Annotated in this window: 18 protein-coding genes; 8 read left to right on the top strand and 10 right to left on the bottom strand. The window is 45.0% G+C overall.

Annotation, left to right across the window (positions count from 1 at the left end):
* Nucleotides 1-9: 9 nt before the first annotated feature.
* Genes LKD70_RS15550 through LKD70_RS15530 form a run of 5 tightly spaced genes read left to right on the top strand, consistent with a single transcriptional unit; the run spans nt 10 to nt 2,223 of the window.
* Entirely contained in the window at nt 10-516 is a 507-nt protein-coding gene (locus LKD70_RS15550; protein ID WP_227708792.1) for a hypothetical protein, read from the top strand.
* Nucleotides 517-531: 15 nt separating this feature from the next.
* The gene (locus tag LKD70_RS15545) at nt 532-780 is read left to right on the top strand and encodes a hypothetical protein (RefSeq protein WP_227708791.1); all 249 of its coding nucleotides are present in this window, start codon (nt 532-534) and stop codon (nt 778-780) included.
* On the top strand, nt 777-1,346 hold the full coding sequence (locus LKD70_RS15540; protein ID WP_227708790.1) for a hypothetical protein: 570 nt from the start codon (nt 777-779) through the stop codon (nt 1,344-1,346). Before LKD70_RS15545 ends, LKD70_RS15540 begins: the two co-directional genes overlap by 4 nt.
* Nucleotides 1,343-1,897 (top strand): hypothetical protein, encoded by a 555-nt coding sequence (locus tag LKD70_RS15535; protein ID WP_227708789.1) that lies wholly within the window; start codon nt 1,343-1,345, stop codon nt 1,895-1,897. Before LKD70_RS15540 ends, LKD70_RS15535 begins: the two co-directional genes overlap by 4 nt.
* Nucleotides 1,897-2,223: a hypothetical protein gene (locus LKD70_RS15530; protein ID WP_227708788.1), complete on the top strand. Its 327-nt coding sequence runs from the start codon at nt 1,897-1,899 to the stop codon at nt 2,221-2,223. The genes LKD70_RS15535 and LKD70_RS15530 overlap by 1 nt, the downstream gene beginning before the upstream one ends.
* A 165-nt stretch (nt 2,224-2,388) precedes the next feature.
* On the opposite strand, the gene LKD70_RS15525 is transcribed toward LKD70_RS15530, so the two are convergent.
* The 10 genes from LKD70_RS15525 to LKD70_RS15480 all read right to left on the bottom strand — a co-directional run bounded on the left by LKD70_RS15525 (nt 2,389) and on the right by LKD70_RS15480 (nt 11,290).
* On the bottom strand, nt 2,389-2,967 hold the full coding sequence (locus LKD70_RS15525; protein ID WP_227708787.1) for an outer membrane protein assembly factor BamE: 579 nt from the start codon (nt 2,965-2,967) through the stop codon (nt 2,389-2,391).
* Nucleotides 2,964-3,524 (bottom strand): RNA polymerase sigma factor, encoded by a 561-nt coding sequence (locus LKD70_RS15520; RefSeq protein ID WP_227708786.1) that lies wholly within the window; start codon nt 3,522-3,524, stop codon nt 2,964-2,966. Before LKD70_RS15520 ends, LKD70_RS15525 begins: the two co-directional genes overlap by 4 nt.
* Before the next feature lie 217 nt (nt 3,525-3,741).
* A complete protein-coding gene (locus tag LKD70_RS15515; RefSeq protein ID WP_227708785.1) occupies nt 3,742-4,071 on the bottom strand; it encodes a winged helix-turn-helix domain-containing protein in 330 nt (109 codons plus the stop codon).
* A gap of 115 nt (nt 4,072-4,186) precedes the next feature.
* Complete coding sequence (locus LKD70_RS15510; protein ID WP_227708784.1) at nt 4,187-6,400, bottom strand: FtsX-like permease family protein; 2,214 nt, start codon at nt 6,398-6,400, stop codon at nt 4,187-4,189.
* Nucleotides 6,390-7,157: an ABC transporter ATP-binding protein gene (locus LKD70_RS15505; RefSeq protein WP_227708783.1), complete on the bottom strand. Its 768-nt coding sequence runs from the start codon at nt 7,155-7,157 to the stop codon at nt 6,390-6,392. Before LKD70_RS15505 ends, LKD70_RS15510 begins: the two co-directional genes overlap by 11 nt.
* A gap of 114 nt (nt 7,158-7,271) precedes the next feature.
* Complete coding sequence (locus LKD70_RS15500) at nt 7,272-8,285, bottom strand: sensor histidine kinase (RefSeq protein WP_227708782.1); 1,014 nt, start codon at nt 8,283-8,285, stop codon at nt 7,272-7,274.
* A complete protein-coding gene (locus tag LKD70_RS15495; protein WP_227708781.1) occupies nt 8,282-8,950 on the bottom strand; it encodes a response regulator transcription factor in 669 nt (222 codons plus the stop codon). The genes LKD70_RS15500 and LKD70_RS15495 overlap by 4 nt, the downstream gene beginning before the upstream one ends.
* A 126-nt stretch (nt 8,951-9,076) precedes the next feature.
* Nucleotides 9,077-9,658 (bottom strand): SOS response-associated peptidase, encoded by a 582-nt coding sequence (locus LKD70_RS15490; RefSeq protein WP_227708780.1) that lies wholly within the window; start codon nt 9,656-9,658, stop codon nt 9,077-9,079.
* 27 nt (nt 9,659-9,685) lie between these two features.
* Nucleotides 9,686-10,003 (bottom strand): hypothetical protein, encoded by a 318-nt coding sequence (locus tag LKD70_RS15485; protein ID WP_106789412.1) that lies wholly within the window; start codon nt 10,001-10,003, stop codon nt 9,686-9,688.
* Between the two features lie 12 nt (nt 10,004-10,015).
* The gene (locus tag LKD70_RS15480; RefSeq protein ID WP_227708779.1) at nt 10,016-11,290 is read right to left on the bottom strand and encodes a DNA polymerase Y family protein; all 1,275 of its coding nucleotides are present in this window, start codon (nt 11,288-11,290) and stop codon (nt 10,016-10,018) included.
* Between the two features lie 410 nt (nt 11,291-11,700).
* Here LKD70_RS15480 and ligA point away from each other — a divergent pair, with 410 nt between their 5' ends.
* From ligA to LKD70_RS15465, 3 genes are all read left to right on the top strand, one after another.
* Entirely contained in the window at nt 11,701-13,698 is a 1,998-nt protein-coding gene (gene ligA, locus LKD70_RS15475) for an NAD-dependent DNA ligase LigA (protein WP_227708778.1), read from the top strand.
* Between the two features lie 90 nt (nt 13,699-13,788).
* Entirely contained in the window at nt 13,789-14,484 is a 696-nt protein-coding gene (locus LKD70_RS15470) for a DUF2786 domain-containing protein (RefSeq protein ID WP_227708777.1), read from the top strand.
* Nucleotides 14,485-14,527: 43 nt separating this feature from the next.
* Nucleotides 14,528-14,770, top strand: a complete 243-nt coding sequence (locus LKD70_RS15465; RefSeq protein ID WP_227708776.1) for a DUF4314 domain-containing protein — start codon at nt 14,528-14,530, stop codon at nt 14,768-14,770.
* Nucleotides 14,771-15,033: the final 263 nt, after the last annotated feature.

Raw genomic sequence — 15,033 nt, 5'->3', positions numbered from 1 at the left:
AGGAATAACATGACGAAAGGAAAAAGAACACGGCCATGGGTACAACTCTCGGCTGTCCTGTATCTGAAAATGCAGGAACGCCCTGCTGATCCGCCGGAAGGGCAAACGGATGTGTTCTCCATAGACGGCTTTCATTTTCTGGTCAACGGCAGATCCATACCCATTGATTTCAATGCGTATGCGGTCACAGTCATAGAAGAAAGCCGTGATGGATGCTTCCGCACCTTTTTGCTCCAGTGTGTATCCGGAGACGGCCCGTATTTCTCGGAATACCAGACATCGGAAGTTTATGATGATCTCTGGGCCGAGGACGGGCTTTCACCGGAGGATATCACAGCAGATTTTTTATCCCGTGCGGACTGTGTAGAGGAGGTTGCCCTCGCCTATGGCAAGGATAACTATGATATTTGCGAATTTGCAATCAGAGAAATCAAACTGTATGACAGACAGAAGGAATATGTACTTCCAGAGTCCGCCATCCAGCATACGAAACTGCGGATAAATCCAATGTGTTAAGGAGTGTGATGATTTATGAAGAATGAAAAAATCAAGGTTATGCCAGTAAAAAAGAAACATACCCATCTGACCGCCACCCTCAGCCTGCCCCTGCGTCTGCATGAGCGGGCCTGGATTATAACGGGCGTCCGGTCGCTGTCTACCTCCCTGGTCCAGCAGATCCTGGAAGTATCGCAGGACGGAGTCGTATTTGAAACTGAAAACACCGTTTACCATTTGACCTATGCACGCCGTCCGGCAGAGATTGAGGTGATGTGCGCTTGACTGACATTTATGAACGGGGGAGCAGCCTGCAAAAGCTGCTCTCCACCCTGAAGCTCAACCGGGAACGGGTTCCTCTGGAAACCTTAAAAAGCGTATATCGTGTTCCTTATGAGGAGCTGAAGGCACAAATCCGGGAAAGCGTCCAGGAATTTGTCCTCCTGGTCGCCTGCCGCCATCTTCTGATCAATCCGGATTTCTCTCTGGATGAGCAGACTGCCGTGGTGCAGGATGCCATTGACCATTCCCGGATTCCAAAGGAAATCGGGAGAAGTATCACCAGGGACTATGACGTACCGAAAATCCACCGAATGGCATTAAAGCTGCGAGAAGAGATTGAAGCGGCACTCTGGCCCTATATTGACCGGGAAACCTGCCTGGTCGCTGACCTTGCGGATATTGAAAAAACACCGGTCATCTATAATACTTTGACCAGACAGGTCTACCAGGACGGGGAATGGAAGGATCATCCCCTGGATTTACGAGGAACGTTACTGATTTACAGGAAACAGGAGGATGCTGTGCTGCCAGGCGCAGCCCTCCTTCAGAAAGGAGAACAAACGCTATGATAATAGACAGAAATGAAACACCGCAGGAGCTTACCTTTACACTGACCTTTCCACAAATACGGAAAGCCCATGAAATCTATAAAAAGCACTGCTTTTTCCAGGATTTCATTGAGTGCTGCGAAGAACGGCGCACGGAAGAAACCGGGCTTTGCAACCTTCCCTATCAGACGCTGGAACATGAGACAGATATTCTGTGCAAAGCCTATGAACTGTATGAGAAACAGGCAGACATCAATGTTTCCTACCGTGTTACGATGGAGAACGTGATTGATCAAATCGAGAAACAGATTCTAAACGGTAAACTGCGCCCGCATCCAGAACAGGCGCCCCGTGTGGTGCTGGTCATGGAGGACGGCATTGTTACCGCCTCGTATACAAACGCTCCCTTTATTCAGGCAGAAGTCATTAAACTGGACAAGGAATATGATTCCGCCAAAGAGCGGGAGGCCGTTTACGCATCCTTAGAGCACGATCCGGAGCTGACCGAATGTGAGTGCCATATTACCTGGCCTGGCTATGAGGGAGAGAATGCCGGAAAGGAGGCCGCCTAATGACAAATGTCTGCAAGAATACGCAAGGAAATACACTGATAAAGATTTATGTTTTACACGGGTATGCAGACGGTCTGACAGATCCCATCGTCAGCACCGACTACGAGGAAGTGTACGCAGCAATGAAAGCTGCTTATGAAAGCGCTCTGGATGGAGTGGAGCAAGAGGATGACGACCGGGAGTACAGCTTTCTGGAAGGCTGGTCTGCTACTGCTGTTGTACATGGTAACTGGATGGAATGGCAGATTGCGGAACTGGAGCTGCAAGTTCCAGATGAACAGAAAGAATATACTAAGGAAGTGGACTATTTCCTTGGCAAAGAGTAAATGATTTCGAGCCGCCCTCATGGACGGCTCTTTTTATGTTTTTACGTTTGCCGACAGGTATCCTTCAGTCAAGTCTTCCACCTCATTACAGGCGATGTAATGGAGACCGTTTACATTCCCATAGCACAGTGGGGCCTTACAAAGATTCTCCCTTCCCTCGGAAAGTTATCCAGAAATAGGGGACAATGCTTTTAATAAATCTTCTCCTGTAACACCTAATTGTGCTTCATCATTTGCAAAAGGAATACGAAGCAAATATTGTTGATCTACTTGGTAAACGTATATATAAATTCCAGAGCCAATATCTTGCGTATCACCCAAAAATGAAAGAACCTCTTCTCTTGTCATGGTTGGCGTCAATTCTCTTATCTGCTCAGATGTTACCTGCGTTGGCTCGTCAATCGCTTCTTTGTTATCTGGCAATAGGTTAAGGATTTCTTCAGTCAACTGGCTATTTTCTCCTGCATCAATCGTTTTTGCGGCTTCCTTTATTTCTTTCCGGGAATAATCACTTAAATCTTCAACAGAAATACCAATAGACTCAAGATAATCTACCGCTGCATTATACTGAATTGTTTCAATCGCAAATGCAGTTAATGGTAGTACAAAGAACAAACATAAACACGCTACCATAACTTTCCCCTTCATCTGCCTAGTTTTTTTGTTCTTACGTTCTATTCTGGCCTCTTTTACATAGTTCTCGTTGATGTCACCGAGAATTTCGCAAAATTCCTCTTTTCTCATATCTCGAATCCCCTCTCTAAAAGGTAATTGTGTAGTTTTAAACGAAGGCGGTTAAGTAATACTGATACATAATTATTTGTCATTCCAAACCGGGATGCAATATTGGAAATACTATCAAAATACCAATATCGACATATAAAAATACTTCTCTTATCAGCCGGAAGTTTTCCCAGAAAATCATCTATTGCTTTTACAAGTTCCCTTCGGTCAATTTCTTTCTCTACATCGTCTGTATCAGATACTAAATCTACGATTTCATCCAAAACAACTGGGACTTCTCCACCGCCCCGTTTATCTGCGGTATTGCGTTTGTACAGATTAAATGATAAATTTCTTGTAATTTTCCCTAGATATGTAGACAGAATATTAGGCCTATGTGGTGGCAAGGAGTTCCATGCTCTCATGTATGTATCATTAACACATTCTTCGGCATCTTCTTTATTCCCCAGTATGTTCTTAGCAATCGTGATACAATAATTTCCATACTTGTCCGATGTAGCGGTAAGGGCCTGCTCATTCCTATCCCAGTATAACTGGACTATCTTTGAGTCATCCATTAGTTCCCACCTCTCTTTCATATGCCCTCGTTCACTTATATACACAACTTTTAGGCTCAAATCTTACAACATTATTCAAACTTTTTCTATCCCATAATACCATACGATTTACTGCACATGGGAAATAATCGGCTTTCTTATATTTATTGAATAGAAAACCCCAATTTTCTTGGCGAAGAGTAAATGATTTCGAGCCGCCCTCACGGACGGCTCTTTTTTATGTTCTCGGATCGAATTTGTATCCTACTCCCCAGACAGTCTGGATGTATTGCCTGTCAGTATAAGCCCTGAGTATCTTCCGGATACTGTAAACCATACACTCGACTTTAGCATCCACACTCACAGGGATGTCATCCCAAACCGCTTCATATAGTTGCTCTCTGGTAAAAACCTGCCCTGGATGTCTGGCCAGAAACAGCATCATATCAAACTCATGATGCGTAAGATATATTTCGTTTCCTTCCACCAATATTCTGCGCTGATCTGGAAGAATAAAAAGCCCCGGAAAAATTGTCTCATTTGGCAAATCTAACTTGTATTCCTCCATTTTAGTGTATCCTCTAATAACAGACAGAATTTGATGCAAAATAGTGGTTTCAGTATCTTTAAATTCAACAATCAGAAAATAACCGATGCTTTCACCTCCAGTTTTTGTTAAGAAATCAAGGATCAATCGAATGTCGGAAGAGTACCCATGTACTAATAAAATAACAAACTAATAATAGTACCAGTACACCTACAGTCATACCAATCTGTACCATCAAAGCTCCAAATCCAATATATGCCGAAATTTCTGCTGTTATAGTTTGAATAAAGTAGGCAATTACAACTGTGGAGACGATGATTGCTACAATGATTGGAAGTCCAAACCAGACGCCTAATTGTTTTAGCACAAGTTTTCCTATCCGTTGTTCTTCAACGCCCAACTTTCGTAGTACAGAAAAACGGTATTTGTACTTACCGGCGTCTAATAGCTGCTGTAAAGACAGTATGGTAAGGCAGATCACCATCAACACGACAGCACCGTATAGCATGGCGGCCTGCATGACAAAATTACTTGCCTTTGTGCTGTTGATCTGCAAGGTGCTTAAACGGATTGAATAGCTGACACCGGTTTCTGTAATCTCAGGATACTCCTCCAAAAAAGCCTGCTCTAATTCACGGGCATTTTGATAGGAGATATTTTCTGATGTAGTGATATAGCGATTCCGCATAACCGGAAGCAGTTTTTCACAAATGCTGTCTGGAAATACAAAGAGTACATTTGTATAAGAATTATAAGCTGTTTCCCCGATTGCTTCCTCGTAATAAGGCTGAGCGGAAAGAGTCAATTCTCCGGCGTCTGTCATTACGCTGTTATGCTCTGCCAAAAAGTTATTCCGTTCTTCCTCAGTGGCGATGGTCTGCCACTGTGTGGTAAACTCGTTTTCCGATAGAGAAACTGGCTCATATCCCAGCATTTCCCGAATTGTGTTGTAATCACTCAACGAGATAGCCACAATAGGAAAGTCATACTTTATCCGATTATGAAAATCAGCTTTCTTCGGAAGATATAGGCTGAATATGCAGTCATAATCTGTTTCAATGCCATTCTCCACAAGATAGTCAGTTACGACTTCATAATTATCATGAGGAAGGTTTTCTTCGTCATATACATCGTTATAGCGGGAAGAAATCTGCACGTCATACATGGAACGTATATCCAGATAGCCGGAAGCCCAGCCGGTCAAAATTGGTGCTGCGATAAACAGGAAAATGGCAAGCACAAGAGTTACGCTGATAAGCGTCATGGTCTTACTGGTGGTATTCAGCTTTGATATAACCTGGCCGAAAAAGAACAGATTCTCACCTTTGTATCTATGCTCTGGTGATTTTTCTTTCCATGTAACGATGAAGCTGTTGGCAAGATAAATCAATGAGCAAATGAAAAAAATCAAATCAACCAGAATAAATAGCAGATATTGGTTGACCGTACCAGCCCCTAGCGGAAGATAATACCGATTGATTAAGGCCGGCACGCTGGCTGCTATGCAGACGTTCAGGGCAGCGCAAATCAGCAGTCCGAAAACAAATTTAGGAAATCCTGATTTTTTCTTCCTGAGTATCCACAATACAGACCAAAATAAAGTGGCTGCTGGTAGAATAATGTTGCCCCAGAACATAATCTGAACCGGCATAGCAAAACGGCTGTCATAATAGAACCAGACCTTTTGCACTCCCGTCACGCACATCCATACCGTGAACAGTTCAAATAAAATAGCTACAATTACAATCCAACGGCTTTTTTTCAGTGCAGGATCATTTTCCCGGTCTGCCGCAAGCATATCTATGATTTTTGTTTTCCGAATGGTACGGGTGTTAAACAGCCCTACCACAAGAAAACTAAAAACAAAGAAACCGATTGTCAACAAGACCGTATCTGGGAATAGCGTCCATGTTAGTTCATAGCTTTTCCCGTAAGAAGTCAGTAGCATTGCTGTAATAAACTGCGAACAAAACACTCCGAGGAAAATTCCTATGGCAATCGAAATCATCCCCATCACAAAGGTTTCCGCAAAAAACAGTCTGCCAACGGTTTTCTGTTCCATTCCCATGATAGATTGAACCGCAAATTCCTTTTGCTTACGCCGCAGCATATAGTTGTTGACAAACCGTATCAGAAACAGCAGGAAGAGGGTGATCACACAAATAGCCACTTTCATCCCGTCACTTAATACCGTAAAATTGTATTCACTCCCAATATCCGGCTGATAGTAGCTGCTGGAAATGGACAGGAATGAATAAAAAAGCGTGACGCAGATTGTCAAGGTTACGATATAAACCAGATAGTCTTTGACAGACCGCTTCGCATTTCTTAATACAAGTTTAGCATACATGGCTTTGTCCCCCTCCAATCATGGTAAGGACATTCAGGATTTTATCAAAAAAAGCACTCCGGCTGTCGCTTCCCTTATGCAATTCTGTAAAAATCTCTCCGTCCTGTAAAAAGAGAATACGGTTTGCATAGCTGGCCGTGAAAGCATCATGTGTTACCATGAGAATGGTTGCCCCCATCTGCTCATTGATACTTTGGATCGTGGACAGAAGCATTTGAGAGGAATGGCTATCTAATGCACCGGTTGGTTCATCGGCTAAAAGCAGCTTTGGATTGTTAATAATGGCTCTGGCGCAGGCACAACGCTGCTTCTGGCCGCCGGATACCTGATACGGATATTTGTTCAGAATATCACGGATGTTCAATTTCCCGGCGATATCCATAATGCAAGGCTCCACTTCTTTCGCCGGAGTCTTGTTGATTGCCAATGCCAACGCAATGTTTTCGGAGATTGTCAGTGTGTCCAGCAGATTGAAGTCCTGAAACACAAACCCTAAATTCTCCCGGCGAAAGCGGGCAAGAGATTTCGGCTTTAGTTCTGTAATGTCTGTCCCCTCCAAATAAATATGACCTGCGCTTACTGTATCAATGGTGGAAATACAGTTGAGCAGTGTTGTTTTCCCTGATCCTGACGCTCCCATAATCCCCAGAAATTCTCCTGTTTCTACAGAAAAGCTAATATCCTGAATGGCTTTTGTGATATTTCCTTCATTGCCATAATATTTCTGGATATGCTCTAATTTCAAAATAGGTTCCATGTGTTCTCCTGCCTTCCTAAATCTTTCATGCCTATATTTTAATCCGTATCCATGCCTTTTTGTATCAAGTTTTCTTACGCAGTTCTTACAAAAACGTAAGAAGTGCAGAGCATATCAGCCCTGCACTCCAGTAACAAAATCGTTGATACGGAAGGAAAGTGAAATAGTGGTTCCTTTCCCTTCGGAGCTTGCGGAAATTCCTATTCCCAGCTTATCGCAAAGGCGTTTACATAGATACAGGCCAATCCCGGTAGAACTGTGAATTATCCTTCCGTTCTGTCCTGTAAACCCTTTCTCAAAAATACGGGATAAATCGCTTTGTGGTATGCCTATGCCATCATCTTCAACAGATAGGATAACTCTATCATTCTCTTTTACAGCAGAAAAATGTAAAACCGGCTGGTCTATACGGTATTTTACTGCATTACTGATAAGCTGGTCCAAAATAAACCGTAACCACTTATCATCGGAATATATGCTGTATTCTACATTATCTACAGTAACTGTCACATTGTTTTGGCGCAAAAGATATTTGTTATCTGCGATTGCCCCATGTACCACATTGCTAAGTCTGATTTCACGGACAGAATAATCATTTTCCGTATGTTCACTGCGGGCGTAATACAAAGCCTGTTCCGTAAAGCGGTTGATGTTTTCCAACTCTGCCATCAGATCTCTGGTAAAAGAACAGCGGTTATTCTCACAAATCAGTTTTATAGCTGTAATCGGTGTTTTCACTTCATGTATCCATTGTTCGATATATTCTTTATATTCCTTCCGTTCCCTCTGTACCTCGCCAATCCGTTCCAGCATAGATTTTTCAGCCATCTTCATAATCTGGTAGAATACCTGTTCATCGGCTTTTTCCGGCTCCTGCATGATTTCCGGCAGCAAATACCGTTCTTCTAACTGCTCCGTCATATCCAATAGTTTATCCAGATATTTTTTTCGGGAGAAATAGAAAAACAGCAGACAGGAAAAAAGGACAATCAGCCAGACAACCAGAATGAATAGGACAGTTTGAATACTATTACCACTTGCAATTAAAAACAGGGCAAGGGCAAGCATACCCAGCAGATTGATTAAAATGACAGGTAGCTGATTTTTCAGATATTGTTTACCATTCATAATGTGTACCCCTGCCTGTGCTTTGTTTTAATAAAGTCAGTCAATCCAATGGACGCCAGCTTTTCACGGATACGGGTTATATTCACACTTAGGGCATTATCATCCACATAGAGCTGATTATCCCAAAGGAAATCCACAATATCACTGCGAGGACATATTTTTCCTGCGTTCTTAAAAAGATAGTAGAGTATTTTTAGCTCATTTTTTGTCAAATCGGCTTTCCGGCCGCTATATTCTATAAAGCCGCTTTCCAAATGTAAATCTGTGCCGTTCCATGAAAGTACCTCGGTCTGCCCAGAAGCATATGCCCGCCGCAACAGGGAAGCAATTTTCGCCAGCAAGATTGCCGTGTTATACGGCTTTGTAATAAAAGCGTCCCCGCCCAGCATAATGCTGTTCAATTCATCCATGTCTGTGTTGCTGCTTGTCACAAACACTATGGGAATATCGGAGAAGCTGCGGATTTGTGAACAGACTTCAAATCCGCTGTTTCCAGGAAGTTTTATATCCAGCAAAACCAGATGGGGTGCAAATGCCTTCAACTGCTCAATTATTCTTGAAAAGTCAGTTGCAGCGTCAACCTCATACCCATTGCCTGACAATAAGGTTTTCAACTGTGTCTGTATAGTAAGATCATCCTCAATGATGTATATTTTTTCCTTCACGATGGCACCTCCTCGTTTCAATTATACCGTTTGTTAAAGATATTGAGAAGATACCATTTTACTTGCTGGTAGACTTAGTATGAAAGTATCACTTGGATTTTCAGCATATCTCTAGTCCCAGACATACTAAAACAACCTCATCTGCTCATACTCTGCGTGTACCTCTAACAGAACCGGTGTCTTATGCAGCAAATACTCTGTTGCCTGATCATCCAGCACCCAGTCTTTCAGTTCCTCCGGCTCCAGGATCAGCGGCATCCGGTTATGGACCGGCGCCACGGAAGGGTTTGCTTCCGTTGTCAGAATGATAAACCTTTCCTGATCCTCATACCAGTTATAGCACCCTGCCATGAAAAGAACCGGTGCGTCCTTCCGCTCGTATGAAAATTTCTCCTTGCTTTTGTTCCACTCATAAAAGCCTTTAGCCGGAATGATGCAGCGCCTGTGCTGCACACTGTCCTGGAAGGTTCTGCGCTCCATGGCACTCTCTGCCCTTGCATTGATCAGCAGCTTTCCTTTCTCGAACCCTGGAAAGCCCCATTTCATCTGTTCTGCAGCCAGATGATTTCCCTCCCCCTTTAGGATCATAGCATTTTGCGAAGGGACTACATCTCCGGTGCGCTCTATCTGCAGTTTCCTATCCAGATCCCGCACCAGCTTCTCAATTTCTCTGGCAGTCTCATCATCCACATAATAACGTCCACACATCAGTTTTTTCTCCTTTCGCCTGCAGGCTTATATTCCTTCCCAGCTGATCTTCCAGCAATTTTCCTCAAGATAATAATACAGCCGGAATAGATACTCTTGATTTCCCAGAACTGTACTGCACCGGTATTCCTGGATGGGGATGCCGCAGTAGTATTTCTTTTCCTGTGTCAGTACATGGATCTGACTGATCGTATGAAGCAGACCTTCATCATCCTGGTACTTGACCAATTTGGGCATGACGGATCCGGTGCTTGTAAACCAGACACCGCAGGCAATCTTTTCTAAATCCCTTTTCAACTCCCCCTCATCGGGATTTTGTGTATTTGTACCTATTCCCATACTCATACTTCTTCACCTCTAGTTTACCCTGACTTTCTTATAATCAACAGTCCTTTTTTCCCTTGAGATGCCCCCGCTCATGTGGTCAATCGGACTTCCCACAAATGCCGCCCGCTTCACCGAGTCAATCCCATACCGTCCACGGATCCGGTCCACCGCAGCATCCATTTTCTCCAGCTTTTCATAATCTGTCGTGTCAAACATATCCAACTGGCGCATGTTGAACCCATCCTTTACCCGGCTGGTGTGGATCCCCAGATGCCGGATGGCTGTCCCGTCCCATAATTGGTCAAAAAGCTGGCAGGCACAGCGATGGATCTCAATGGTAATGTTCGTAGTGTTCCGCAGCGTCATCTGGTGGCTGGCATAACGCAGGTCATGAGATTTGATTCCCACAGCAATCACTTCCGCCCGCACCTTTGCTGCCCGCAGTCTGGTTCCCACCGTCTCCGCCAACGCCAACAACACCAGCTTCGCAGTGGACGCATCCGTTACATCAAAGGCAATGGTGGTGGAGTTTCCGTACCCTTTATTCGCCGGAGCTTCGGACTGAACAACAGATACATCCATTCCGCGGGAAAACGCCCAGATGACTTCCCCATGTTTCTTCAGATGGACTTTCAGCAGATGCGGCTCCGCATGGGCCAGTTCCCCTATGGTATGGATCCCCAGGTTAAACAGCTTTTTTGCAGTCGCCCTGCCTACAAAGAACAAATCACTCACCGGAAGCGGCCACATTTTATCTTCAATCTCATTATGCCACAGCGTATGCACCCGGTCTGGCTTCTGGAAATCTGATGCCATCTTGGCCAGCAGCTTGTTCTCCGAGATCCCGATATTGACGGTAAATCCCAGCGTATCCCGGATTTGATCTTTCATCCTGTATGCTGCCGTCACCGGATCGCCCCAGAGTCCTTCCGTACCTGTCATATCCACAAAGGCTTCGTCTATCGAGTATTGCTCTACGTCTGGAGAATACCGGCGCAGGATATCCATAAATGCCTTGGAGCACTTTTCATATAGCCCATAGTTAGGCGGAACCAGGATCAACTCCGGACATTTCTGTTTCGCCTCCAGAATAGTTTCTCCCGTTTTTATATGGAACTTTTTGGCCGGAATGGATTTCGCCAATATAATTCCGTGCCTCATTGCCATATCACCGCCAACCGCAGACACTTTTTCCCTCAAATCCTCTTTCCCACCCAAATGATGGAGGCGGTAAGTGGCTTCCCAGCTCAGAAATGCGGAATTTACATCAATATGAAAAATAACGTTTCTTCTTTCCAAACTCATGTTCGCCTCCCTTTTCTCTTATTATGGCGAACATATGTTCTTTCGTCAAGAGGATTTTTCTGTCAAAACCTGACGTACAAAGGGGTGCTGCTTATTTGTTATGCTATATATAGGTGTGTAAAGCTATTTTTTATTTGACCGCTACTATATCTAGTGTTATACTAAATTTGTACCATATATTTTGTGTCTATCCGGAAAGGATAATCACACGCTGTTTAGGTTTGTAATCAGTCAGAGGGATACTCTGCCATCATGGCAGTACCTTCTGGCTTTTTTATTTTGCAGAAACTGCACGCTGTTAGAGAATGAACATTTTGCGTCATTCTCTTTTTTTATGCCTGAACATAGGAAAGGAGGGTTGTTTTTCAGCGCTCCGGATGGACATGGTAACAGAAAGGAGAAGCAGAACCATGAATGAAGGAACCAAAATCAAAGAACTGGTCCAGACACTCAATCATCACCGGCACGCTTACTATAACCTGAACGTACCGGAAATTTCCGATGTCGAGTATGACCGGATGTATGACCAACTGACAAAGCTGGAGGCGGAAACGGGGATCATCTACTCCAATTCCCCTACCCAGACAGTCGGCTATCCGCCGGTCAGTGAGCTGAAAAAAGTGCCGCACCCGCATCCGCTTTTATCTCTGGACAAGACAAAGCAGGTAACGGATCTGTGCCGTTTCTGCGGCAGTCACGCAGCTTTGCTCATGCTGAAGCTGGACGGGCTGACCGTAAAACTCACTTATGAAAACGGCAGGCTCAAAGAGGCAGCCACCAGAGGAGACGGTGAGACCGGTGAAGAGATCACTCATAACATTCCCGCTTTTGAGAATGTGCCGCTCACGGTTGCTTACAAAGAGCGGCTGGTTGTCACCGGAGAAGCCTTCATACACAAGAAGGATTTTGAACGGCTGAACACCACACTCCGGGACAGAAACGGGGAACCTTATAAAAACGCCCGGAACCTGGCTGCCGGATCTGTGCGGAGTCTGGATCCGGAGAACTGCAAAGGCCGCTGTGTCACCTTCCTCCCATTCAACGTACTGGAAGGGCTGGATGAGGGAGAAAACAGCAACAGCCGGGAGGAACGCCTGTACCAGTTATCAAAGCTGGGCTTTGGTTCCTGCCCGTATATTCCCCTGAATCCGGATCAGATTTCGCCGGAATATCTGGATCTTCGTATCCAGGACCTGATGGAAAAGGCAGAAACACTGGATCTTCCCATTGATGGAATGGTACTGATCTTCGATGACCTGGCATATTCCGCAAGCTGCGGAAGGACCGGACACCACTACAAGGACGGGCTTGCCTACAAATTCGAGGATGAAACCTACGAGACTATCCTCCGGAGTATCGAATGGACGCCTTCCCGCTTCGGGGAACTGGCGCCTGTGGCAGTCTTTGACACAGTGGAGATTGACGGCTGCTCCGTATCCAGGGCCACGCTTCATAACCTCACCTTTATCCGGGAACTGGAGCTGGTGCCGGGATGCCGTATCCTGGTATCCAAACGGAACATGATCATTCCCCATGTAGAGGAGAACTTGGACCGTGGAGACTATCTGGATGCAGCACCTGCTACCTGCCCGTGCTGCGGCGCTTCTACAGAAGTTCATCGGAAGATTGCAGAAAAAGGACGGATTATTGAAACCGTACACTGCAGTAATCCGGCCTGTGAAAGCCAGCAGTTGAAAAAATTCGTCCATTTCGTATGCCGGAAAGCCATGAATATTGAAGGGTTAAAGGAAGCTACGCTGGAGAAGTTCCTGGCTCTGGGATATCTTCAGACTTTCCAGGATATCTACCATCTGGATACACATCGGGAGGAAATCATCCATCTGGATGGATTCGGGGAGAAGTCCTTTGACCGGCTCTGGAACTCCATAGAAGCCAGCCGGCACACCTCTTTTGTCCGTTATCTTGTCAGCATGGATATCCCCATGGTTGGCCGCACAAAAAGCCGGGTGCTGGATACCGTATTTTCCGGCAATCTGGACACTTTCAAAGCGGCTGCTGTGGATGGCTATGATTTCACGCAGTTAGAGGATTTTGGCGCCACACTGAACCGGAACATTCACGACTGGTTTGCGGATGAAGAAAATCTGGCGCTCTGGGACACGTTACAGAAAGAATTTACATTTGAAGAAAGAAAGGAAGAAACCACTATGACAAAAGACAATGTATTTGCAGGAAAAACAATCGTAGCAACCGGAAAGCTGGAAAACTTTACCCGCTCAGAGATCAACGACCAGATCCTGTCGCTTGGCGCAAAGCCGGGCAGCTCTGTAACAAGCAAAACGGATTATCTCATCTGCGGAGAAAAAGCCGGAAGCAAGCTGGCGAAAGCCAAGTCTTTAGGCATAACCATTCTGTCAGAAGCAGAGTTTCTGGCTAAGATCTCTTAAATACCGCTTACGGTTTTCGCTGAATAATGATTTTGGGGACAGGGGCTGTCCGACAGTCCCGTGTCCCATGGAGAAAGAAGGAGATTATTTATGAATATCAGAGATCGAATTGCAAAACTACTGGCATTATCAGAAAGCCCGAATGAGCATGAAGCAAAAGCAGCTCTTTTAAAAGCCCGTGAGCTCATGGCAACGCATAAGCTGCGTCCGGAAGATGTACTGGATGCAAAGGAACAGAAAGTGATCCGGAAAACAATCAGAGCCAGCTGCACAAAAATGACAAACAAATGGGCGGTGGAGCTTTCTGCCGTGATTGCCCCACATTATTGCTGCAAGGCATATTACAGTCGGATAAAGCGCACAAAAACGGCAACCATCGGCTTTATTGGCCTAGAAGATGATTATGAGGTGTGTTCCCGCATCTTTCTGTACGCTTATGATTACATCCTGGCACATTGCCAGGAGCTTCGCCAGAAGTACAAGAAGATTTATAGCGGGACGCAGCTGCGGGAACTCTGCAATGCCTATGGTGCAGGTTTTGCCGCCGGTCTTTATGAATCCTTCCAGAGTCAGAACAAACAACACGAAGAAGGCTGGGGGCTTGTCCTTACTGTTCCCCAGGAAGTAGAAAAGGCGGCAGCTTCCCTGCGTAATGGCGGGGTTTATGCAAATCTGAATCCTGGAAACTTCCGCAGTTTTTCCGCACAAGGCTATGAGGACGGCAAAAACTTCCATCCGGAGACTTCTTTGGAACAAACAGAAAATCCAACCTCTCTCTGTGGCTGATGCCAGCACAGAGACGCATGAAAAGTGAACAGGAGACAAAGAAATGGAAATAAGCCAGGAAAACCTTGCAAAGCTCAGGAATACTTTTCCGCCGGGAATCCGTGTGGAACTGATCCGCATGGATGATCCCTACACAAAAATTCCAAAGGGAACCCAAGGTACGGTAATAAACGTCGATGACATCGGAACTATACATATATCATGGGACGGATATCACTGCCTAGGTGTCGTATATGGGAAAGACTCCTGCAGGGTGATTGATCCAGATAACGCTACAAAAGAATAAAGGATTTCGGGAAAGGAACTGCCGGGCAGTTTCCTTCCCTTTAGAAGAAAGATCCAGCCCGCTCCTGTCATTACAGTCCCGGAAATGCTGCGGCCATTCCGCAGATAATTCCGTTGGAATACAAATTCATTTCTGGTATAATTCATTAGGAAAGTATCAGATTCAGAGCAGACACAAAAAGAGCAGTTCTAAGTAAAGTTGAACTGCTCTGAATGTGATTCTTTCCAATTGTACCAAGCTGCGGACGGGTCAGCCAGGATGTA

Origin of the sequence: Ruminococcus turbiniformis (assembly GCF_020687545.1) — a bacterium.
GTDB classification, from domain to species: Bacteria; Bacillota; Clostridia; order Lachnospirales; family Lachnospiraceae; genus Mediterraneibacter; species Mediterraneibacter turbiniformis.
Note: the sequence above shows the minus strand (reverse complement) of the source record. Positions and strands in the feature narration are given on the sequence as shown.